This window comes from Zunongwangia sp., assembly GCF_048269745.1.
In the GTDB taxonomy this organism is placed as follows: domain Bacteria; phylum Bacteroidota; class Bacteroidia; order Flavobacteriales; family Flavobacteriaceae; genus Zunongwangia.
In genome coordinates this window covers 16,253-38,649 of record NZ_JBLXIB010000017.1, presented here as the reverse complement: position 1 = coordinate 38,649, position 22,397 = coordinate 16,253, and the positions used below count along the sequence as shown (strand labels likewise).

Genomic DNA, 22,397 nt, shown 5'->3' with positions numbered 1-22,397 from the left:
TCAACGCTATGGAATATTCATATTTATCAAATCCACTAATTAATAGAACGTTCTGGTGATTCTGAGAAAATGAATTCACAGAGTAAATAATGAAAATTAATATACAGACTATTTTTTTCAAATTAATGCCAACTCGTTATATAAACATAAAAATAACCTTTTATTGGTATTAATAGCGGGATATCGACACTTTTTTGTGTTTATTAGAAGAATTTGTTATCCGTTCTATAGCAGTGTCTAATGGATTTTGAATTTTATGTAAATCTTTCTGAGCCACGTGAGTATATATCATAGTAGTTTCTGGTTTTGAGTGTCCTAATAATTCTTGTATATAACGTATATCAACACCATTTTCTAACATATGTGTCGCGTAACTATGGCGTAGGGTATGAGGAGTAACTTTTTTATATATTCTTGCTAATTTACAAGACCTATATAAAAAAGCTCTCACAGAACTTGGAGTATAAGCAGTACTGTCTCTCCCTTCAATTAATAACTTTTTAGGCGAATATGTATGTATATAATTATGCAAAAGAGGTTTTATGCGTTCACTAAGCGATACTATTCGGTCTTTTCTACCTTTTGCTTGTTTAACATGTATAATGTTTCTTGAAAAATCAATATCATTTACTTTCAAACTTAATAATTCTCCAATCCGTAAACCACCCGAATATAATAGAGCTATAACTGTTCGATGTTTTAAATTTCTGGTAACTTGGATTAAATTTAAAATTTCTTGATCAGATAAAACAGTTGGTAAATATTTACTTTTTTTAGGTCGATTATAATCAGTAGCATCAAAATCTGGTAAATTACAATAAACACTTAAATATTTAATAGCACTTACACACTGCCGATGGCTACTAATACTATAGTTTTCTGCTGCTACAACATGAGTCATAAAATTATCAATATCTCTATTATTCCAAGTTTCTATATCTTTATCTTTTAACAAATGGATAAAACGTAATACAAAATATCCATAACTTTTTATGGTGCTTTCACTTAAGCGTTTCCCTCTTAAAAATCCTATAAATCCTTTTAATGTTTGTTTAGAATGTAGCGGTAACTGCTTATAGTAATCTTTAGTTGATATTATTGCTTTTGAAGTTGTATTAGTAGAAGTTTCTGATGCTTTAGTTTGCTTTTTATAGAATTGCTTATAGTTTACAAAATATTTTGCAGCAATACAGTATGATATAAACTGATTTAGCCGATCTTCAGAATGTGAAAAATAAAATGTCTTATGAGTTTGTGACCATTTTACGCCGCCAAACTTCTTTATAAAGCTTCGATTTTCCAATGTGTTTAAAGTTTCTATAGCAACAATATTTTCTGCTCTATGGTATAGCGGACTAAGATTAATAACATTCTTCATATTTTCTAACTTCTCTTAAATCTATCAATTTTCAAAAATACATAAAAATAGTTAAATGCTTAGTAATGTTTTGTTTAAGTGTTTTGTTTTAAAAAAAATTAAAAAATGTGATTTTAGTTAAATTGAATACAAATTGATTTTTATAAGATAATAACCAATTTAAATCTATTATTTTTCGAAATTCATTTACATTAAATAAGCATGTTCGATTTTAAAGACATACCCAAATTATTTTTAGCATTTTTTGTTGTAATGCCTATAATTTCTCTAATTCATGAGCTTGGTCATATGCTATTTGCAGGAATTTTAGGCGCTAAAAATATAAAAGTAATTATAGGTTCTGGTAAAATTATATTTAGTAATAGATTTTTTGAAATTCGAAAATATTATTTTTATTACGGATTTTGTTATTTTGAAAACATTGATGAGAAATCTAGTTTCAGAAATATTTTAATTTATTCTGGTGGGACAATTAGCAATTGTATAGCATCTGCAATTTTAATTTTAATAATTTCTAAGGGAGTACTAGAGCCCAATATTTTTACATATCAATTTTTATATTTCTCATTATATTATGTCTTTTTTGCGCTTTTTCCGATGAGTTATCCAGATGGGAATTATAGTGATGGTAAAATTATTTATTATTTACTTGCTAAAGACAAAGGATTAATTCGTCAAAAAATGTATCAGTTAAAATGGCATAAAAAGAATAATAAATGGATTTTATATTCTGAAAATGAAGAAAAATTAGAAGAATTTGAAAAATATGAAGATGCTCGAAAAGTTTCTGTAGAAAGGGCTAAGCAGAATAGACCCAGTAAATTGGCTATAATTGAAGATGAGCATCACGACAATAACCGAATTGAAATATTCCCGAGAAACCCTATTTAAATTCTATAATTTCGATTATTTACTAATCTTATATTATTTTCTTTATTACTCTAAGTTTATAGGTGTGTTTTCGTAATTCAATATTAAAAATACCAGAATGGTCGATTCTATCGATACGAACTTTTTCATCGACGTGGATAATATAATTATTTTCCATTATAATGCCTACATGGTTTATAATTCCGTCTTGATCATCAAAAAAGGCCAAATCTCCGGGCTCGCTTTCTTCTATAAAACTAAGAGCTTCTCCTTGTTTTGCTTGGGAAATTGCACTTCTTTTTAAATTATACCCATTTAATTTATAAACCATCTGGGTGAAGCCACTAGCATCTATTCCTAAGGGAGATTTTCCACCAGAAAGATGGGGTACATTATGGTAAAATAATGCAGTTTCTATAATATTAGATTTGTGGAATGTACCTTCTACGCTATTACCATCAAAACTATGTTCTAAAAAATTTAATACTTGTAAAGAAGACCCTAAGGGAATTAAGATTAGTTCTTGCTTTTTAGATACTAAAAATTCGATTAAATCTCCAGCTAATTTTTGCGGAGTATTATCTATTTCAGTATATAAACTTTTAGGAATTTTTTTTAATTGTTTGTTTTTAGCCCAAGCTTCAAAACCATCAAAGGCCACCCGAATTCGGCTCCATTCAGCACGTTCCTCTAAAATTTTAAAATGTTCTCCGTAAAGAAGTTGCGATGTTAATTCACTTTCATCATGAGGCATTATCCGTAAAGGAATAATACTTAAAGGGCAAATTCCGTATTGCATTCAATTAAAAACTTTATAATATATCGTATTTTAAACTCTCTCAATAATCATAGCAGAAGCACCGCCACCGCCATTGCATATTGCTGCGGCACCGAATTTAGCATTGTTTTGTGAAAGAACCGACATTAAAGTTATTAAAATTCGTACTCCGCTACAACCTAAAGGATGTCCTAAGGAAACAGCTCCTCCGTTAACGTTAGCTTTTTCAGAAGAAATACCTAATAATTTTAAATTAACTAAACCTACCACCGAGAAAGCTTCGTTAAATTCAAAATAGTCGATATCAGCTAAAGATTTCCCGGCTAATTCTAAAGCTTTAGGTAATGCTTTTGCCGGAGATGTGGTAAACCATTTAGGTTCTTGTGCAGCATCAGCAAAGCTTTTAATGGTGCATAAAATAGTAACTCCTAATTCTTCTGCTTTTTTTCTACTCATTAAAACAACTGCTCCTGCGCCATCGTTAATGGTAGAGGCATTTGCAGCAGTAACAGTTCCAGCTTTACTAAAAGCTGGCCGTAATGAAGAGATTTTATCGATGTGTACATTTTTAAACTCTTCATCTTCATCAATAATCAAAGGTTCACCTCTACTTTGTGGGACAGAAACTGGAACAACTTCATCTTTAAATTTTCCATTTTCCCAGGCAGAAGCTGCTTTTTTGTATGAGTTTAATGCAAACTCATCTTGTTCTTCTCTAGTAATATTATAATGTTTTGCACACAAATCGGCACTTACACCCATAGCATTTCCATTGTATGCATCTACTAAGCCATCTTTTTGTAATCCGTCTTCTAAAGTCGATGGTCCAAATTTTTGACCTTTTCGCATCTGAACATAATGAGGGATTTGACTCATATTTTCCATACCACCAGCAATTACTATATTATTATGTCCCAATAGAATAGATTGTGCAGCTTGCATTACGGCTTTCATACCACTTGCACAAACTTTATTTACGGTAGTGCAGGGTACAGTATCTGGTATACCAGCTTTTAATGCAGCTTGTCTAGCAGGTGCCTGTCCGTTTCCGGCTTGCACTACATTACCCATAATTACTTCTTCAACTAAATTAGCGTTTAAGTCTATTTTTTCTAAAGCTCCTTTAATGGCAATTCTCCCTAAGTCTACTGCAGAAATGTTAGAAAGACTTCCTAAAAAGCTACCAATTGGTGTACGGGCTGCACTTACTATTACTACCTCATTATTCATAAAATATATTTTAAGTTACTGATGGTCTACTAATTTAGTGAATTTATAAATAACACTCGTCTTTCCAGTTTTATGATATCTATTTTTTAGTACATTTGAGCATTATCCAACACGTATGGTCAATTTTGTAAATAAATTATATAAAAATCAAGCATTATTTTATAAGGTATTTTTAGCCTTACTCACTTCTGTTTTAATAGTTTATTTATTACCTAAAGGAGGAAAATTTAAGTATGAAATTCCCAAAGGTAAGCCTTGGCAACACGAAAGTTTATATGCTCCTTTTGATTTTGCAATTCTGAAATCCGAGGAAGAATTGAAGCTGGAACGCGAACAGATCATAGATAATAATATTCCCTATTATAAATATGACGAAGAAATTTCTGATGAAGTTAAAAATGGAGCTCTAACAGAAATTAACGAAGTATTTAGCGATAGTGTTTTACGCAATAACAGAAGCCTAATTACCAACTTTGTTACTTCTAGACTTAATGAAATTTATCGGTATGGTTTAATTCAGAGTAACGACCAAATGGATCCGGGAGATTTAATTTATCTCCGAAAAGGAAATGAAGCTTTTGAAATTCCGTATAAAAATGTATTTAAACAAAGTGAGATTAGAAATTATCTCAACCAAAAAATATTTGATGCTAATTTAGAGCAATTTAATAATCAGCTGTTAGAAGTTTTCTTTAATAGTATAAAGCCTAATATTTTTTACGATAATGAGTTTACCGAGCGTGTTTTACAAAGTAAATTAGACAATATATCATACACTCGTGGAAACATAGAACAGGGGAGCAGGCTTATTGCTAAGGGTGAAGTTGTAGAAGGTAATAAATATGATATTTTAAGATCTCTTAAAAATGAATACGAATCCCAAATATGGAGTAAAACCAGCTATAATTGGATAATTGTAGGCTACAGTGCATTAGTAGCAATGGCGTTATTAATGTTATTATTATTTATCCGAAAATACCGGCCGGATATATTTGAAAACAATGTAAAAGTTACTTTTATTTTCTTTAATATCACTTTTATGTTGATGTTAACTACCGTAGTGGTTAACTTTAATGCAAACTATGTATATGTAGTACCCTTATGTATTTTACCATTGAGTTTAAAGGCATTTTTCGATGCAAGATTAGGTTTATTTACTCATGTAATAACAGTTTTACTTTTAGGGTTTATAGTTCCTAATAGTTACGAATATATGTTTTTGCAGATTATAGCAGGTATTGTAACCATTCTTACAATATCGGAATTGTATAAAAGAGCCAATCTTTTTATCTCTGTAGGACAAATTACGTTAGTGTATATTGTTTCCTATTTTGCTTTTACCATTATTCAAGAAGGAAATGTAGATGATATAAAAGCGGAAGTTTTTCTGACTTTTTTACTAGGAGGCTTAGCAACCTTATTTGTTCAGCCATTAATTTATATCTATGAAAAGATTTTCGGAATGGTTTCAGATATGTCTTTACTAGAATTATCAGATACTAATAGTGTGCTACTAAAAGAGATGTCTGAAAAAGCACCAGGAACCTTTCACCATTCTTTAAATGTTGCCAATTTAGCAGAAGCTTCAGCAAACGAAATTAATGCAAATACCATGCTTGTTAGGGTAGGAGCATTATATCATGACATTGGCAAAATGAATAATCCTACTTATTTCACTGAAAATCAAGTGTCATCCGTTAATTCTCACGACGATTTAGAACCCCATGAAAGTGCACAGATTATTATTGGGCATGTAATAAAAGGGATTGAAATTGCTAGAAAAAATAATTTACCCGATCGTGTTATCGATTTTATTAGGACGCATCACGGCACCAGTACCGTATATTATTTTTATAAAAAGGCACAAGAAAATAATGAAAATGTAAATCCCGATGATTTCCGTTATCCGGGACCAATTCCTTTTAGTAAAGAAACGGCAATTTTAATGATGTGCGATAGTGTAGAAGCTGCTAGTAAAAGCTTAAAAGAACCAACTTCCTCGCTTATTGATAGTTTTGTAGAAAAAATTATTAATAAGCAGATGGAAGATGGTCAGTTTTTAAATTCTAATATTACGTTTAAGGAAATTCAAATGATTAAGAAAATTCTAAAGCGAAAGCTAAAGAACATCTACCATTTACGAATTGAATATCCAGAATAAAGAGTTATGCAACACCTTTAATTGTATGCTCTTTATCATTAAAGGTAAATGTATCTCCTTCTTTTTTATTTTGAAGTACCTCATAAATAGGTGCATCGGTAGAAATTGCATAAATTGTATTTCCAGTATCCATATTAATTTCTCCTAGCGGTACTGCAATAAAATAATAACGCTCATCAGTTTCTACTACAGATCCAAAACCAACAGCTTTATTTGTAAGTTGCGGATCTACTTTTTGTAGTGTTTCTTTCATTTCTTGGGCTTCACTTAAATGTTCAGTATGCCTCTCAAAATCACTCAACATTTCCCCTTTATTGTCTTCATCATAATCAGTCTTAATACCGTTGGCATCCATAGATTGTTTAATCTGATCCATTCTAGATTGATATTGGTCGATTTTAGCATTTATTTCATCTAAACATTTAAAAAATAATTCTTTTTTGTTGGTTTCCATAGCTTTAATTTATTCAATTTTCTTAAAATTACAGATACCGAGCGAACTGATAGAATAATTAGTAAAAGTTTAATATCTACACTAGTAACAGTATGTTTTTTAATAAGCCTATAAGCTTATATTTATTAATTATAAGTCTAAAAGCTTATAATTTAAAATTATTAGGTTTATAGCTTATATTTTGTATATTTATAATTATGATTGCAGTACTTACAGCCGATTTAATTGATTCTACAAAATATAGTAATTCGTTTTTAGAGATTGTTTTAAGTAATTTAAAAAACGAATTTTCTAGAATTGAAGAAAATTTTTCAGAACAAACCACTAGTTTCGATATTTTTCGAGGAGATAGTATACAGGCAATAATCAAAAAGCCTTCTAAAGCATTATGGGTGGCATTAGTTTTGAAATCTACTCTTAACGCTATTGTTAATGACACTGAAAAAAATGCTAAAACCGATTTGAAATTAGCTATAGGAATAGGAAATTATCAATTAGAACGAGAAGAAATTAGAGAATCTAATGGTGAAGCTTTTCATTTTTCTGGGCGAACGTTGGACGAAATGAAGAATACAGGACGAAAACTAATGTTGGCCACGCCTAATTCTGAAGTTAATGAAGAATTCAATATAAGCTTGGCAATGTTCGATTATATAGCAGAGCGTTGGAGTGTTGCTTCGGCTGAGGTTGTTTATTACTTATTACATGGTTATAAAGAAATTGAAATTTCAAAGAAATTAAATATTAGTCAAAGTGCAGTTAATCAGCGCAAAAAAACAGCAGGCTGGGAGGTTATAGATTTACTTTTAACTCGTTTTGAAAAAAAAATATCAGCGACTTTTATTGAAAAGCTATGATTTTTATACAACTTTTATTAGCACATATTTTAACCGATTTTGTTTTACAAACAAAGAAGGCTGTTCTAGAGAAGCAAACAAAACAGGAAAAGTCTCTTTTCTTATATATTCATGCTTTTTTAGCTGGTTTTTTATCGTACCTCTTGTTAAGAGATTGGGATGCTTGGCTAGTTCCGGTAGGTATTTCGATTTCTCATTTTTTTATCGATTTATGGAAATTGAAAAAGAAAAACGATAATCTCACTTATTTTTTACTTGACCAGTTTTTTCATATTGTAATACTATGTATGTCCTACTTATTTTTAACTAATCAGTTTACTTTATTAGAGGATTATATTATAACTGTATTAGAATCGGAAAGATTTTTAGCCGTAATTGTCGCGTATTTAATTATAATATTTCCAATAGGTTTTATTGTAGGAAAAGCAACCCAACGCTGGCATAACGAAATATTAAAAGATCAAAAGGAACCACTTAGCCTGCAAAATGCTGGTAGATATATTGGTATTTTCGAACGTGTTTTGGTTCTTACTTTTATACTCACCAATCATTTTTCTGCAATAGGATTTTTAATTGCAGCAAAATCTATACTTCGGTTTGCCGATAAAAATGATGCTTCAGCTAGAAAGCAAACCGAATATGTACTTATAGGTACGCTTATGAGTTTTTCAATTACAATTATAATTGGCTTATTAATACGCCAATTTTTTCTCTAATAGTTGCAAGTTATCCTCAATACGTTGTTTAACTAAATTCATCATTCGCTTATTAAGTGAAGAAGAGTTTTCAATATAAGTTTCGTATTCTTCAATAGTAAACTGACCAATAATAATTCCTTTTAAACTATTTCTAAATTTTACATCTCGTTGTATTGCATTTGCAATATAAGCTAGTCGTTTTTCTAAATTCAGTTCATAAAAGGTATTTTTATGTTTTTTAATATAATTACGAAATACAGCTACCAATAAATCATTCTGAAGTTTTGCAATAGGGCGTAGTGTTTTATTTTGGAAAGCTTCTTCTGGACTTGTAAATTCAGAGACAGTAGCAGATGCAATAATAGGTCTTATTTCAATTAATTGAGAATCGCGTGAATTCATAAAAATTATTTTTCAGAAATTAAATCAATAAGCTTACCAAACTTAGGTATTAAAAATTGTTATAAAGTCTTGCTTCAAGTTAAAATTCTATTAATCGTTAGAAAATGCCTGTTGTGATGCGTACCTTTAAAAGAAAAAAAATTGAATTATGATTGTTTCTAAAAATCCATATTCAGGAGAGGTAATCGAAGAATTTAAAGAATATACAGATACAGAAATAGAGAATGCGTTACAAAAAGCAGACGAGTGTTTTAAAACATGGCGAAAAGTAAGCTTTGCTGAAAAAAGTAATCTATTAAAGAATGCGGCGGCTGAATTACGAAAAAATAAAAAAGAATATGCCGAAGCAATGACGCTAGAAATGGGAAAACCAATTTCTCAGGCTAATGCAGAGATTGAAAAATGTGCTTGGGTATGCGAATATTATGCAGAAAATGCCGAGCAACATTTAAGTAATGAAACTATAGAAACCGATGCTTTTAAAAGTTATGTAAGTTACGAGCCTATCGGGATTGTTTTAGCTGTTATGCCTTGGAATTATCCATTTTGGCAAGTGTTTAGATTTGCAGCACCTGCGCTAATGGCCGGGAATATTGGTATTTTAAAGCATGCTAGCAATGTAATGAGATGTGCTAATAATATTCAGAAAGTATTCGAAAGAGCCGGATTTCCGGAAGCTTGCTTTCAAAATTTAGTAATAGGTAGTAGCAAAATAGAAAATATATTAAAAGATAAAAGGGTTAAAGCAGCAACATTAACAGGTAGTAAGCCTGCCGGTAGTGCAGTTGCCGCCACAGCAGGTTCAGAAATAAAGAAAACAGTTTTAGAATTAGGCGGTAGTAATGCATTAGTAGTTTTTGAAGATGCTAATATTAAAGAAACGGTAAAAACCTGTGTGCAGGCCAGATTTCAAAATGCAGGGCAAAGCTGCATAGCTGGGAAACGATTATTGCTCCATAAAAATATTGAAGAAGAATTTATGGAGGAATTTATAAAACAGGTAAAAGCGCTTAAAGTGGGGGATCCTATGGATAAAGACACCTATATTGCTACTTTAGCACGAGAAGATTTAGCCGAAGATTTGGAAGAACAAATTGAGGATTCAGTAAAAAAAGGAGCTAAAATTGTACTAGGAGGAAAACGAGATAAAGCATTTTTTGAACCAACTATTATTACGAATGTAAAAAAAGGAATGCGAGTTTTTGATGAAGAAACTTTTGGTCCTGCAATTTCAGTTTCTACATTTGCAGAAAATGATGAAGCAATAAATCTAGTAAATTATTCAGATTTTGGCTTAGGCGTTTCAATTTTCACGGAAAACTTAAAATTTGCTGAAGAAATTGTATCCCTTTTTGATGATGGTGCTGTATTTGTAAATGAGTTGGTAAAAAGTGACCCGAGATTGCCTTTTGGCGGAACAAAAATTTCAGGATATGGAAGAGAATTAGCGGCTCACGGTATTCAAGAATTTGTAAATAGAAAAACAGTTTATTTCAACATATATGAATAGCAGAGAATAATGAAATTTGGAAAAGTAGTAGATCCAGGTAACGTAGATTTTACGTTACCTGAAGATCATCCGCAAACTAAAGAAGTTTTAAACCTAAATAAAAAAAATGGGTTTAAAAATGTTCGGATTGGTTGTGCCAAATGGAATCGTAAAGATTTAAAAAACTTTTATCCTAAAGGCACCAAAGACGAGTTGGTTTATTATGCTTCTCAATTTAATTCAATCGAATTTAATGCTGCTTTTTATAGAATTTTCCCGGAAGAACAATTTAAAAAATGGTATCAAAAAACAGAAGATTCCGATTTTATTTTTTCTCCCAAAATACCTAGAATAATAAGTCATACTAAACGACTTTTAGATACCGACAGATTAGTTGATGATGTGGTTACTAATATGCTCCAGTTAAAGGAAAAATTAGGGACTTGTTTTTTGCAAATGCCTGATAATTTTTCTCCAAAAAATATAGATCGTCTCGATCCTTTTTTTTCGTATTGGCCTAAAGAAATTCCCCTAGCAGTAGAGTTTAGGCATACCGATTGGATTAATAATGAAATAATAGCTAATGCCTTAAATAACATTTTAAAAAAACATAATATAGCTAGTATAATTACCGATACAGCAGGTCGGCGTGATTTAATACATATGCGTTTAACCAACACCACCGCATTTATACGTTACAATGGAGCAAATCATCCTTCTGATTATTCTCGATTAGACGACTGGATAGATCGATTAGAATTATGGAGAAATGAAGGATTACAGGAAGTTTATTTCTATATACACCAAAATATAGAAGAAGCTTCTCCTTTACTTTCTTCCTATTTTATCCAAAAATTTAATAAAAAATTCAAAACTGAAATCCCCATCCCGAAAACCTTAAATTAGTAAGTATGAGACAAAATATAGCAATTACTGTTGATAGTATTATCCTATGCCATGGAAAAGAAGATACTCAAATTGCGCTAATACAGCGTAAAAATGACCCCTACAAAGATTATTGGGCAATTCCAGGTGGTTTTGTAGAAGACAATGAAGAATTAATGCAGGCTGCTACTAGAGAATTAGAAGAAGAAAGTGGTTTAAAAATAGAAAAGCTAAGACAAGTAGGTGCATTTGGATCTGTTGATAGAGATCCTAGAGGCCGAGTAATTTCTATTGCTTTTTTTGGCGTTTGTAACGATCATAAAACCTTAGTAGGATCTGATGATGCTGAGGATGCTGCATGGTTTGATATTGATAATTTGCCAAAATTGGCATTCGATCATGCTAAAATTATAAGTGTAGCTCTTCAAAAATTTCTTTATTGAAAAAACTATTCATTATCATTTATTATCCCTATTAATATATTTATTTTTGATATCGGAAAGTTGATGAACTCTTTCTAATTAAACATATCTTTAAAATAAAAAAATGAGATTTCATACAAGAAAATGGGTAAAACCAGAGGACTTAAACCCAAATCACACATTATTTGGAGGAAGATTATTAGAATGGATTGACGAAGAATGTGCTTTATATAGTATTATTCAGTTAGAAAATCCTAAAACTGTAACAAAATATCTGAGTGAAATAGATTTTAAGAGTTCGGCAAAACAAGGTGATATTGTAGAAATAGGTATAGAAGTAGTCAAATTTGGTAATGCCTCTTTAACTTTAAAATCTGAAGTTCGTAATAAAATGACACATGAAACAATTATTACAGTAGATAAGATTGTCATGGTTTCTTTAGATGAAGATGGAAAGGCAAAACCACATGGGAAAACTAAAATAGAATTTGTTAAAGATAGGCTTTATAAAGAATAGTTAATCTTAATTGTTATAATTCAATAAAAAAAGCGTCCTTTTTCAAATTCAAAAAAGACGCTTTTTTATTATTCTTTGTTTTCTTGATCTTCTTTTACTTCATCTTCAATTTGTAAACGAGCATTTTGTAATTCTTCTTTTGTGGGACTACCAGGTTCTTGAATTATAGTATTGTCTGGTTCATAGGTTAATTCAGCAAAAGCCGGAAAATGGTCGGATCCAATATCAGAACCTACTTTTATTTGTTTTACTCTAAATTCCGGAGATACAAATATATGGTCTAATGGCCAACGCATTATAAAATTATTAGCATTAAAAGTGTTATAAAATCCACGGCCTATTCGTAAATCTAAAAGTCTTCCTATTTTTCTAAATAAAACAGTAGTTTCAGACCAAGCTACATCGTTAAAATCTCCTAATACAACAACCGGATAATTACTTTTCCTTGCTTTGAATGCAATTTTCATAATTTCTGCATCTCGATCTGCTGAACTTAGATTTTGGTCTGGAAACGGAGGCGTAGGATGAATACTATATAATTGTATGGTATCTTTTCTGTAAATAAATTTAGCTTCTAAAGAGGGAATACTATCTTCAACCATATAATTAACTTGAGGATTAATTAATTTCAACTTTGAAAATAGCATAACTCCGTAAGTATTTGAAAGTGGAACCGATATGTGATAGGGATAATCTTTATTAAGGTTTGGCATTACTGATTGTTCCCATTTTTTATCAGTTTCATCTAACACTACAATATCTGGATCTAATGAATTAATTTCTTGAAGCGTTTTTTGATACTGATTGTTTTTCTGTAAAACATTAGTAGTCATTAACCGTAATCCAGATTCTGTAATTGTACTGTTTTTTATTTCTGTATCCTTCAAAGGAGTGTATGGATAAATTTTAATTACTTGAACAAGTAAACAAGCTATTAGGGCTACTACAAAAACATAATCTTTAGTTTTACGAATATTAAACCGTACTAAATAAAGAATAAATGCTGTAGCCGTTAAAATTGTTAGCTGAACATGTGGAAAATCAAAAATGCGTATCCACCAATAATCTGCTGCTAAAAATGGAAAAATAGTTAGTACAATTGCCAGTATAGCAAATACTTGAAAAAAACGCTTCAACTTCATAATCTGCAATATATTGAAAAGCAAATTATATAAGTATCACTTTTTAACAGTATTAACACTAACCAATTTAGTGATATCGTCTCCGGAAGGAGACTCAAATAATTTCAGATCAAAATAAGGGATAGCGGCTATAATATGGTCAAAAATATCCGCCGTTATATATTCAAAATTTTCCCAGCGCTTATCTCTACTAAAACAAAGTATTTCGATTGGAATTCCTTTATCTGTTGGCGCTTGGTGACGCACTATACTATACAGCTCTTTATGAATGGCTGAATGCTCGTTTAAATAAGAATCTATATATTTTCTGAATATACCAAGGTTGGTTTGGTTTCTACCGTTTAAAGGCAAACTTTTATCTATATGATGTTCTGTATTATATTTATTAATTTCTTCTTGTCGTTTTGAAATATAGCTTTGAATAAGACTAATGTTTTCTAAATTTTTTAAGTCTTCTTCATTTAAAAATTTAACTGAATTTTGCTTAATATAGATAGCTCTTTTTATTCGCCTTCCTGGTGATTGCAACATTCCTCTCCAATTCTGAAAAGATTCTGAAATAAGACTATATGTAGGAATAGTTGTAAATGTATTATCCCAGTTTTGCACGCGTACTGTGGCTAGATTAATATCTGTTACATTTCCATCAGCTCCGTATTTTTCAAAAGTAATCCAGTCTCCAATTCGTACAATATCATTTACCGCTATTTGTATAGAAGCTACAAAACCAAGGATTGTATCTTTAAAAATCAATAATAAAACTGCAGAAACAGCTCCTAAAGATATAGCAAAGCTTTCTACTGTTCTACCGGTGATTTCAGCAAAAATAAACATAAGCCCAACCACCCAGACTAAAATGACAATTACTTGGATGTAGCTTTCTATTGGCTTATCGTTGTATTGCTTTAAAGTATTTAAATAGTTTTTGGATGAACGTAGGAAACTACGACAAATCCAAATAACAAGGATAATAACATAAATATCGAACAGCTTATCAAAAATCCCTAAAATTGAAGGGTAATCTACAAAAACAACAGGTGTTAAATAATATAAAATAAGTAACGGAATTATTTGCCCTACGTATTTTGGAAATTTACTCTGAATTAAAAAATCGTCAAATGTAGTTTTAGTAGAGTCTGTAAAAGCTTTAAAAGCTTGAATAACGAAACGTTTTACCAAGTAATTAGCACCTATAGTAAGTGCAATTAAAATGGCTAAATTTAAAAGTAAATTTATAAAATGAGCAACTTGGTAGTTGGCTCCATTTCTAATTAGAAAATTTTCTAAAAAGCAGGCTAAATGCTTAATATCTTGTTCAAATTGGATCATTTCAGCATTTTTCTTTCAACATAAAATGGACCGAATGGTATTACAGAACAGAATATTGCTACTAATAAGCTTTTTATCTTCCAATTTAATATCTCATACATGTAATAGGCTCCTAAAACATAGAGTACAAATAAAATACCGTGTGCCATTCCTAAAACTTGAACCATTTGTGGCATTCCCCAAATATATTTTAGAGGCATAGCTACTAGTAATAAAAGTAAAAACGAAATTGCCTCTAAAGTACTAATTATCTTAAATAGTTTTATGGTTTGTGCTGTTTTCATGAGGAGATTTTTTGAACTACAAATATAAGAGATGGTTTTTGATTTATCCCAAATAATTCAAATAGAAAACAAGTGTTTATAAGCGATAACAAACCAAATTCTAACTAAAAAAATTAATAAATTTTAAGTAAATTGCGTATTAATCAACTAAATTATGAGCGCAAAAATTTTAGTAACTGGCGGTTTAGGTTTTATCGGTTCTCATACGGTAGTCGCACTACAAGAAAAAGGTTTCGATGTTGTTATTATCGATAATTTATCTAATAGTTCAATAGATGTATTAGCAGGTATCACCAAAATTACCCAAAAAACACCAATTTTCGAAAAATTAGATTTACGTGAAAAATCTAAGGTTAAAGAATTTTTTGAAAAATATAATGATATAGAGGGAGTTATACACTTTGCAGCTTCTAAAGCAGTAGGAGAGAGCGTCGTGAAACCTTTATTGTATTATGAAAACAATATTGCTAGCTTAATTTATTTACTACAAGAATTATCTGAAAAGCAACAGGCTAGATTAATTTTCAGTTCCTCTTGTACCGTATATGGGCAAGCTGATGAACTACCAATTAGTGAGAATGCTCCGGTAAAAAAAGCACAATCGCCTTACGGAAATACAAAACAAATAGGAGAAGAGATTATTACCGATACCTGCAAGGTTGCTGATGGTTTAAAAGCCATTTCTCTACGTTATTTTAATCCTATAGGGGCACATGCTACAGCAGAAATTGGAGAACTTCCCATTGGAACTCCACAAAATTTAGTACCATTCATTACGCAAACGGCAATAGGTAAGCGCGAACAATTATCAATATTTGGAGACAATTATGATACTTCAGATGGTACTTGTGTTCGAGACTATATTCATGTAATGGATTTAGCTCGAGCTCATGTGGTTGCATTACAACGTTTATTAGAAAATGAAAAAGCTCCAAATTTTGAAGTTTTTAATGTAGGTACAGGTAAAGGAAATTCAGTTTTAGAAGTTATTAATGCTTTTGAACGTTCTACTGGTGAAAAATTGAACTATAAAATGGCTCCACGTAGAGAAGGAGATGTTACTGCTGCTTATGCTGATACCACAAAAGTTCAAGAAATACTAGGTTGGAAAGCTGAACAAAATCTAGACGATGCTTTAAAAAGTGCTTGGGATTGGGAGAAAAAAGTTAACTCTAAAGAGGAAGTAAACAATTAATAATTTAGCAGAAAGTAGTTAAATAAAAAGGCGCTTTAAGCGCCTTTTTTATTATTTTGTACCATTCACTAAAAATGCATGGATAACACCGGGAACCCACCCAATAATTGTTAATATTATAGAAATTAAAAGAGTGGTACCTACACCATGTTTCATATATACAGCTAATGGTGGTAATAGAATATTTAACAGTATTGTTAAAATAGACATAGTTATTAATTTTTGGTTAGTATGTTTTTAAGCGAAACTACATAAGTTTATATATCATTTGTAATAATTTGGTTTGTTTATATTTAGTTTAACTAACCTTAACTTATGCTTTAAACTTTCTGTACTTAGCCATCATAAACATATATAGGGCATAACATACTAATCCTGCGGCTACAGCTCCTAGTAAATATTGCCCATGAGAAGAGTTTTGTAAAAATGAAAAGGCATCTTTTGTTCCTTTAATGTCAGATGTGTTTGAAGTAATTGCAGCTCTAATAAAAAAGTATCCTAAAATAAAGAAAATTACAGCACGGGCAATTAGTCCCATTAATCCTGTATTCTTTATAACTTTTCTTCTTTTTTCTTCTGAAATTGATTTATAATCGAATTTGTTTAAAAATTTCTTAGTGTAAGCCTTAATCATTTGTTCTACACCACCGGCAATAACACCTACACCAATTATTATAAACACATATATACCAGTTTGTCCAGATAATAAACCAGAACTACTTCCTGATCCGCTAGAGCTACTTCCTGCATTAATAACTTTGAGAATTGCCGATACAGCTAAAGCTGAATAAATTATAGCACTAACAAAAAATCCAATTCGTTTAGCAACACCTTTTTTTCCGTTTGCATCGTTTTCAGGATCCTGAAAACCTTGTATAAAACGCCAGATTACATAACAAATTAAACCAATAGCGATTAATACTAATAAAACATTCCCGAAAGGCTGTTTCTCTAAAAAATTTAAGGTATCAAACTTACCAGTTTGTTTTCCGCCCATATTAAAAGCTGCTAAAAACGTTAGAACACCTGTTATTGCATATACCGTTCCTTTAGCAGCATATCCGGTACGTGCTATTCTTTTTAAATTTGAATTCATTTTTCTCTTTTGGTTTGGTTAAAAGGGAAATTAATTCAAATTAATTGTGTGTTCTAAACATTTAGCAGAAGTTTAAATACAATAGCCTATTTATGTTATAAATAGTTAATTATACCATCTTAAAAATCACTAGCGCATATAGATAAAAACGGATAAAACGGAGTAGTCCAAATAGCAAATAACTAGTAAAAGGAAATCGAATTATACCAGCAGCAATAGAGGTCATGGAAAAAGGAATAGGGAATAATGCACCAACAATTATTAAAAAGCCACCCCATTTTCGGGTATTTTTAATATGTTGAGACATTTTAAGTTCAATAGCTTTATGAACGGCAGGGATTTTAGTAATTCCTATTCCTATAAAGTAAGAAATAATTCCACCTAAATATGAAGCTGTAGCTAATAGCGATAGGTAAATTACCGGATAACCAGTTTTACCAGACCAGGCAATAAATAATTCCGGAGGAATAAGTCCTAATAAGGACTCACTCCCAAAAAATATCGCCAAAATCGCATACGGAGGATAGGTATCTGTTATAGTAATCAATGTATCTTCTACATCAATAATATAACGATCTAATCCCCATAGAACCCCTAAAAATAAGAGTATAGGTATAATTGCTTTACGCAAACTTTTCCATACAAAACTATAAAAACCAGTATACTTATAATATTGATGTAAAAGGCGTAATCGCGATTTATTCCTTTTCTTACGCGGATTATCTTTCATTTTAAAACAATTTCGGGTTTATCCGGCCTTAAAAAGCCGGACTATACATCTGCAGAAAAGAAAAGGCTATGTAAATTAACCTTTATAGTCATTAAACTCTTTTACGTAATCACGCAATTCAAGTTCATTTACTTTATTCTGATGATCTACCATTAAAGAAAGCATATAATCTAGACTTTCTTGTCCAGTTATCTCTTCTTCAACACGAACCTCTTCATTTTCAAGATCATCTTCTATTGGATCATCATCCGGAATAGGAACGTTAAATGATTGATACTCCTCTAAATGCTCAAAAGTTAGTCGGATAACTTTTGCAAGTAGTGGTATGTTTTCCTCAACAACTAATTTTCGAAGATCTTTAAGATCTTCAACTAGTGTGTTTAAAATAATGCCGTTACGCATTAAATCTCTCTGAATTTTGTTAAGCAGTTTTTGAGCTTTAATATTTTCCAAGAACTTGTATTTATTAAGATTAAACTTTGGAGCAGCATTACTCAAGCCGCATGCAAAAATAAATTTTTAAAATGGTTATGAAACATTTTAACACCAAAATTAATAAAGGTTTTTGATTTAAATTAACAATATCTTACCAATCAAAATTTTACATATTTTAAGTGCTTTAGTAGATTACCAAAAATTAAAAAAAAATAAAATGAATTCTTTAGAAGGAAAAGTAGCATTTATAACAGGAGGAAGTAAAGGTATTGGTTACGGTGTAGCAGAATCTTTACTAAATCAAGGATTTAAAGTAGCCATTACTAGCCGATCCTTAGAAAAAGCAGAAGAGGCTGCAAAAGAATTAAGTAGTAAAGGAACCATTATAGGTTTGGAGGCTGATGTAAGAAATTTTGAAAGTCAGCAAAAAGCAGTAGAGAAAGCAGTAGAGAAATTAGGGAAATTAGATGTATTAATTGCAAATGCAGGTGTAGGAAATTTCAATTCTATTGAAGAAATGACACCAGAAGAATGGAATAGCACTATAGAAACAAATTTGACTGGGGTATTTTATAGTGTAAAAGCAAGTCTTTCAGAATTAATTAAAGCTGAAGGCTATGTAATCACTATTTCAAGTTTAGCTGGTACTAATTTCTTTGCAGGCGGAGCTGCATATAATGCCAGTAAATTTGGTGTTACTGGTTTTTCACAGGCTATTATGCTAGATTTACGACAAAAAGGTGTAAAAGTAAGTACCATTATGCCTGGTTCGGTAGCTACGCATTTTAACGGACACACACCAAGTGAAGATGATGCTTGGAAAATTCAAAAAGAAGATATTGGAGAATTGGTAGTAGATTTATTAAAAATGAACCCGAGGACTCTGCCTAGTAAAATAGAAGTAAGACCAGCACAACCTCCAAAAAAATAAATTAAATGATAAAGGCTGCTTTAGTAAAAAGCGGCCTTTTTTATTATTATGAATGATATTTTTGATGTAATTGTAATTGGAGCGGGACAAAGCGGATTAGCTTGTGGATATTATCTACGCAAGACTAAGCTTAATTTTCTATTATTAGATGCTAATACAACATGTGGCGGTGCTTGGGCTAATAATTGGGATAAATTACAATTGTTTTCTGCAGCTTCACATAGTTCGTTACCCGGCTGGCAAATGCCAACTAAAAAAAATGAATATCCAACAAAAAAAGAGGTGATTTCTTATTTATGTCAATACGAGAATAGATATTCTCTTCCAATAAAAAGAACTGTAAATATTAAGAATGTTAATTATCGAGATCAATTATTCGAGTTAGAGGCAAATAATGGAGAAATATATAAAGCAAAAACAATAATTGCAGCAACCGGGACTCAATCATCACCCTATATTCCTAAAATAAAAGGAAAAGAAATTTTTAAAGGGCAACAGCTTCATTCTTCCTCCTATAAAAATCCTAATATTTATAAAGATAAAAGTGTTTTAGTAGTTGGAGAAGGTAATAGTGCTGCGCAAATTTTAGCACAAGTCTCAAAAGTGACCTCTGTATTTTGGGCTGTAAAAAACAAACCTGCTTTTTTGCCAGCTAATGTAGATGGAAAAGATTTGTTCGATCAAGCTACCGCAAAATATAAAGCTAAAAAAGAAGGAAAAGAATACAATTCAAAAAATTACAATCTTAATAGTATTGTAATGGTACCAAATGTAAAAGAAGCTTATGAGAGAAATGTATACAAAGAATATAACACTATCGCTGGTTTTTCTGAAAACCATGTTATTTGGCAAGATGGGACATCAACTAAAATAGATGTAGTTATTTGGGCTACAGGATTTAATTTTACAACCAATTACCTTCGAAATCTAGTTTCCGTAAATCCCAATGGTAAAATCGAAACTATAGGAACCTCAGCAAAACAGCAATCCGGTTTATGGTTGGTAGGTTTCGGTCAATGGACGGGTTATGCTTCTGCAACATTAATAGGAGTAGGGAGATCTGCCAGAAAAACGATTAAAGAAATTCAAGATTTTCTAAATTCATAAGTCTATTTATTACTATTAATAAAAATTTAAATTAAATAATCTCATTTTATTATTTTTTGTAAAATCACTTAACATAGGTATATATTTTTAGTTAAAACCAAGCTAAACATTGGCTTGTATTTGAATAGCCTATTCATAAAAAGTAACTTCATCCCTATAATTAATAAAAATAAAAACTGTTATGGAACTTAATGGGAAAACAATAATAATTACAGGAGCTTCAAGTGGAATAGGTGCTGCTACAGCTAAAAAATTAGCAAGTAAAGGAGCTAATGTAGTATTAACTGCACGTCGAGAAGAACGATTAAAAGAATTAAAAGCCGAAATCGAAAAAGATGGTGGTAAGGCTCTTGTAGTAAGTGCAGATGTGACTAAAAAAGAAGATTTTGAAAACATTATTAAAAAAACAAAAGCAGAATTTGAAAGTATAGATGGATTGGTTAATAATGCTGGATTGATGCCTTTATCTTATGTTAAAAATTTACATACCGATGAGTGGAATACAATGGTAGATGTAAATATAAAAGGGGTATTAAACGGAGTAGCCGCCGTTTTACCTACAATGAAAGAACAAAAGTCTGGACATATTGTAAATATATCTTCTTCAGCCGGAAATAAAATTTATCCAGGTGGAGCTGTTTATTGTGCAACAAAAGCTGCAGTAAAAATGTTTACTGAAGGGTTACGTATGGAGCTAGCACCAAATTTTGGTATTAAAGCTACATCTATAGAGCCAGGTGCGGTAGAAACAGAGCTAACCGAAACAATTACAGATGAAGAGATTAAAGAAGGATTTGCCTCTTCTTTAGGAGATATAAGTCAGTTACAAGCTCAGGATATTGCTGATGCTATTTATTATGCGCTTTCACAACCTGCAAGAGCTAATATTAACGAAGTTTATATTATGCCAACAGAGCAACCACAATAAATCGGTTTTAAATCACAGAATAAAAAAAGGCGCTTTTAAAGCGCCTTTTTCATGATTAATTATCTTACAGATTACATTTTAACTACCATTTTACCTAAATTCTTTCCTTCAAAAATCTCTAGAAAAGCTTTTGGTACATTTTCAAAACCTTCTCTAACAGTTTCATCAAAATCTAATTTACTATCTGCCAACCATTCTCCTAATTGCTTAATAGCTTCAGGAAATTGTTCGTAGTGATCTCTTACAATAAAACCTTGCATTAGGGCACGTTTTTTAACCATAATACCTTCTAACCGCATTCCTTTTGGAACCTCTTCTTTATTGTAAATAGAAATAGCACCACAATTTATTATTCTAGCAAAATCATTAATATTTTGCATTGCAGCATCTAAAATATTGCCTCCTACATTATCAAAATAAACATCTACACCATCAGGACAATTTTCAGCAATGGCTTTAGCCATATCATCAGTTGTTTTATAATTGATGCCAGCATCAAAATTAAATTTTGATTTTATATGTGCTATTTTTTCATCGGTTCCAGCAATTCCTACAACTTTACATCCTTTAATTTTACCTATTTGGCCTACAACGCTACCAACAGCTCCAGCTGCACCAGAAACTAAAAGTGTTTCTCCTTCTTTTAGTTTTCCTATAGTATCTAATGCTAAATATGCAGTAAGTCCTGTTAAACCTAATACTCCTAAATAAGCAGAAAGTGGCACATTTTTATTCTCAATTTTATTTAAACCTTTTCCATCGTGAGTCTGAAATTCTTTCCATTGAAGCATTCCGCTCACATAAGCTCCTTTTTCAAAACCTTCATTTTTAGACTCAACAACCTCAGCCACTACCATAGAAGACATAGGTTCGTGTAATTTAAAAGGTATAATATATGAATCGCCATCATTCATACGTCCTCGTAAATAAGGATCTACGGAAATGAATTTCGACTCTAACAAAATTTCACCTTCCTTAAGAGCTGGTTTTTCTTCTGTTTTAATTTCAAAATTAGATTCAGAAGGTTTTCCTTCTGGTCGTTCTTCTAATGTTATTAACTTATTCATAGTTTCTTTTTC

Annotated in this window: 25 protein-coding genes; 12 read left to right on the top strand and 13 right to left on the bottom strand. The window is 31.0% G+C overall.

Annotated features, from left to right (window positions below; genetic code table 11):
- Positions 1–169: 169 nt before the first annotated feature.
- Positions 170–1,378, bottom strand: coding sequence for a site-specific tyrosine recombinase/integron integrase (xerA, locus tag ACN0WI_RS15305; protein ID WP_417887921.1), 1,209 nt, complete (start codon positions 1,376–1,378; stop codon positions 170–172).
- A gap of 201 nt (positions 1,379–1,579) precedes the next feature.
- On the opposite strand from xerA, the gene ACN0WI_RS15300 reads away from it, so the two are divergent.
- On the top strand, positions 1,580–2,269 hold the full coding sequence (locus ACN0WI_RS15300; RefSeq protein ID WP_417887920.1) for a site-2 protease family protein: 690 nt from the start codon (positions 1,580–1,582) through the stop codon (positions 2,267–2,269).
- A 28-nt stretch (positions 2,270–2,297) separates the two neighbouring features.
- Here ACN0WI_RS15300 and ACN0WI_RS15295 read toward each other — a convergent pair whose 3' ends face one another.
- Both ACN0WI_RS15295 and ACN0WI_RS15290 read right to left on the bottom strand, forming a co-directional pair.
- Complete coding sequence (locus ACN0WI_RS15295; protein ID WP_417887919.1) at positions 2,298–3,047, bottom strand: NlpC/P60 family protein; 750 nt, start codon at positions 3,045–3,047, stop codon at positions 2,298–2,300.
- A gap of 30 nt (positions 3,048–3,077) precedes the next feature.
- Entirely contained in the window at positions 3,078–4,256 is a 1,179-nt protein-coding gene (locus ACN0WI_RS15290; RefSeq protein ID WP_417887918.1) for an acetyl-CoA C-acyltransferase, read from the bottom strand.
- A gap of 115 nt (positions 4,257–4,371) precedes the next feature.
- Between ACN0WI_RS15290 and ACN0WI_RS15285 the strand changes: the two genes are divergently transcribed.
- Complete coding sequence (locus ACN0WI_RS15285) at positions 4,372–6,417, top strand: HD family phosphohydrolase (RefSeq protein ID WP_417887917.1); 2,046 nt, start codon at positions 4,372–4,374, stop codon at positions 6,415–6,417.
- A 4-nt stretch (positions 6,418–6,421) separates the two neighbouring features.
- On the opposite strand, the gene ACN0WI_RS15280 is transcribed toward ACN0WI_RS15285, so the two are convergent.
- Positions 6,422–6,871, bottom strand: a complete 450-nt coding sequence (locus ACN0WI_RS15280; RefSeq protein ID WP_417887916.1) for a transcription elongation factor — start codon at positions 6,869–6,871, stop codon at positions 6,422–6,424.
- 197 nt (positions 6,872–7,068) lie between these two features.
- Here ACN0WI_RS15280 and ACN0WI_RS15275 point away from each other — a divergent pair, with 197 nt between their 5' ends.
- Both ACN0WI_RS15275 and ACN0WI_RS15270 read left to right on the top strand, forming a co-directional pair.
- A complete protein-coding gene (locus tag ACN0WI_RS15275; RefSeq protein WP_417887915.1) occupies positions 7,069–7,728 on the top strand; it encodes a SatD family protein in 660 nt (219 codons plus the stop codon).
- The gene (locus tag ACN0WI_RS15270; protein ID WP_417887914.1) at positions 7,725–8,444 is read left to right on the top strand and encodes a DUF3307 domain-containing protein; all 720 of its coding nucleotides are present in this window, start codon (positions 7,725–7,727) and stop codon (positions 8,442–8,444) included. Before ACN0WI_RS15275 ends, ACN0WI_RS15270 begins: the two co-directional genes overlap by 4 nt.
- Here the strand turns inward: ACN0WI_RS15270 and ACN0WI_RS15265 are convergent.
- Positions 8,421–8,828: a glyoxalase gene (locus ACN0WI_RS15265; protein WP_417887913.1), complete on the bottom strand. Its 408-nt coding sequence runs from the start codon at positions 8,826–8,828 to the stop codon at positions 8,421–8,423. The two genes, ACN0WI_RS15270 and ACN0WI_RS15265, sit on opposite strands and share 24 nt — an antisense overlap.
- A gap of 148 nt (positions 8,829–8,976) precedes the next feature.
- Here ACN0WI_RS15265 and ACN0WI_RS15260 point away from each other — a divergent pair, with 148 nt between their 5' ends.
- The 4 genes from ACN0WI_RS15260 (at position 8,977) to ACN0WI_RS15245 (ending at position 12,141) form a co-directional block, all read left to right on the top strand.
- A complete protein-coding gene (locus ACN0WI_RS15260) occupies positions 8,977–10,338 on the top strand; it encodes an NAD-dependent succinate-semialdehyde dehydrogenase (protein WP_417887912.1) in 1,362 nt (453 codons plus the stop codon).
- A 9-nt stretch (positions 10,339–10,347) separates the two neighbouring features.
- Complete coding sequence (locus tag ACN0WI_RS15255; protein ID WP_417887911.1) at positions 10,348–11,223, top strand: DUF72 domain-containing protein; 876 nt, start codon at positions 10,348–10,350, stop codon at positions 11,221–11,223.
- Between the two features lie 5 nt (positions 11,224–11,228).
- Positions 11,229–11,645: an NUDIX domain-containing protein gene (locus ACN0WI_RS15250; protein ID WP_417887910.1), complete on the top strand. Its 417-nt coding sequence runs from the start codon at positions 11,229–11,231 to the stop codon at positions 11,643–11,645.
- A 103-nt stretch (positions 11,646–11,748) separates the two neighbouring features.
- Positions 11,749–12,141, top strand: a complete 393-nt coding sequence (locus tag ACN0WI_RS15245) for an acyl-CoA thioesterase (RefSeq protein WP_417887909.1) — start codon at positions 11,749–11,751, stop codon at positions 12,139–12,141.
- A 68-nt stretch (positions 12,142–12,209) separates the two neighbouring features.
- Here the strand turns inward: ACN0WI_RS15245 and ACN0WI_RS15240 are convergent, their stop codons facing one another.
- The 3 genes from ACN0WI_RS15240 to ACN0WI_RS15230 are packed head-to-tail and all read right to left on the bottom strand — an operon-like array spanning position 12,210 to position 14,896.
- Positions 12,210–13,283: an endonuclease/exonuclease/phosphatase family protein gene (locus tag ACN0WI_RS15240; protein WP_417887908.1), complete on the bottom strand. Its 1,074-nt coding sequence runs from the start codon at positions 13,281–13,283 to the stop codon at positions 12,210–12,212.
- Between the two features lie 36 nt (positions 13,284–13,319).
- A complete protein-coding gene (locus ACN0WI_RS15235) occupies positions 13,320–14,612 on the bottom strand; it encodes a mechanosensitive ion channel family protein (protein ID WP_417887907.1) in 1,293 nt (430 codons plus the stop codon).
- Positions 14,609–14,896, bottom strand: coding sequence for a DUF3817 domain-containing protein (locus ACN0WI_RS15230; protein WP_417887906.1), 288 nt, complete (start codon positions 14,894–14,896; stop codon positions 14,609–14,611). The genes ACN0WI_RS15235 and ACN0WI_RS15230 overlap by 4 nt, the downstream gene beginning before the upstream one ends.
- Before the next feature lie 154 nt (positions 14,897–15,050).
- Here ACN0WI_RS15230 and galE point away from each other — a divergent pair, with 154 nt between their 5' ends.
- Entirely contained in the window at positions 15,051–16,091 is a 1,041-nt protein-coding gene (gene galE / locus ACN0WI_RS15225) for a UDP-glucose 4-epimerase GalE (RefSeq protein WP_417887905.1), read from the top strand.
- A gap of 51 nt (positions 16,092–16,142) precedes the next feature.
- On the opposite strand, the gene ACN0WI_RS15220 is transcribed toward galE, so the two are convergent.
- The 4 genes from ACN0WI_RS15220 to ACN0WI_RS15205 all read right to left on the bottom strand — a co-directional run bounded on the left by ACN0WI_RS15220 (position 16,143) and on the right by ACN0WI_RS15205 (position 18,319).
- Complete coding sequence (locus tag ACN0WI_RS15220; RefSeq protein ID WP_417887904.1) at positions 16,143–16,301, bottom strand: YqaE/Pmp3 family membrane protein; 159 nt, start codon at positions 16,299–16,301, stop codon at positions 16,143–16,145.
- Positions 16,302–16,404: 103 nt separating this feature from the next.
- A complete protein-coding gene (locus ACN0WI_RS15215) occupies positions 16,405–17,187 on the bottom strand; it encodes a DUF1206 domain-containing protein (RefSeq protein ID WP_417887903.1) in 783 nt (260 codons plus the stop codon).
- Between the two features lie 109 nt (positions 17,188–17,296).
- Complete coding sequence (locus tag ACN0WI_RS15210) at positions 17,297–17,917, bottom strand: YqaA family protein (RefSeq protein WP_417887902.1); 621 nt, start codon at positions 17,915–17,917, stop codon at positions 17,297–17,299.
- Positions 17,918–17,992: 75 nt separating this feature from the next.
- On the bottom strand, positions 17,993–18,319 hold the full coding sequence (locus ACN0WI_RS15205) for a hypothetical protein (RefSeq protein WP_417887901.1): 327 nt from the start codon (positions 18,317–18,319) through the stop codon (positions 17,993–17,995).
- A 250-nt stretch (positions 18,320–18,569) separates the two neighbouring features.
- Between ACN0WI_RS15205 and ACN0WI_RS15200 the strand changes: the two genes are divergently transcribed.
- From ACN0WI_RS15200 to ACN0WI_RS15190, 3 genes are all read left to right on the top strand, one after another.
- Positions 18,570–19,283 (top strand): SDR family oxidoreductase, encoded by a 714-nt coding sequence (locus ACN0WI_RS15200; RefSeq protein ID WP_417887900.1) that lies wholly within the window; start codon positions 18,570–18,572, stop codon positions 19,281–19,283.
- Positions 19,284–19,331: 48 nt separating this feature from the next.
- The gene (locus tag ACN0WI_RS15195; RefSeq protein WP_417887899.1) at positions 19,332–20,390 is read left to right on the top strand and encodes an ArsO family NAD(P)H-dependent flavin-containing monooxygenase; all 1,059 of its coding nucleotides are present in this window, start codon (positions 19,332–19,334) and stop codon (positions 20,388–20,390) included.
- Positions 20,391–20,571: 181 nt separating this feature from the next.
- A complete protein-coding gene (locus ACN0WI_RS15190) occupies positions 20,572–21,318 on the top strand; it encodes an SDR family oxidoreductase (protein WP_417887898.1) in 747 nt (248 codons plus the stop codon).
- Positions 21,319–21,389: 71 nt separating this feature from the next.
- On the opposite strand, the gene ACN0WI_RS15185 is transcribed toward ACN0WI_RS15190, so the two are convergent.
- On the bottom strand, positions 21,390–22,385 hold the full coding sequence (locus ACN0WI_RS15185; RefSeq protein ID WP_417887897.1) for an NADP-dependent oxidoreductase: 996 nt from the start codon (positions 22,383–22,385) through the stop codon (positions 21,390–21,392).
- Between the last annotated feature and the right edge of the window lie 12 nt (positions 22,386–22,397).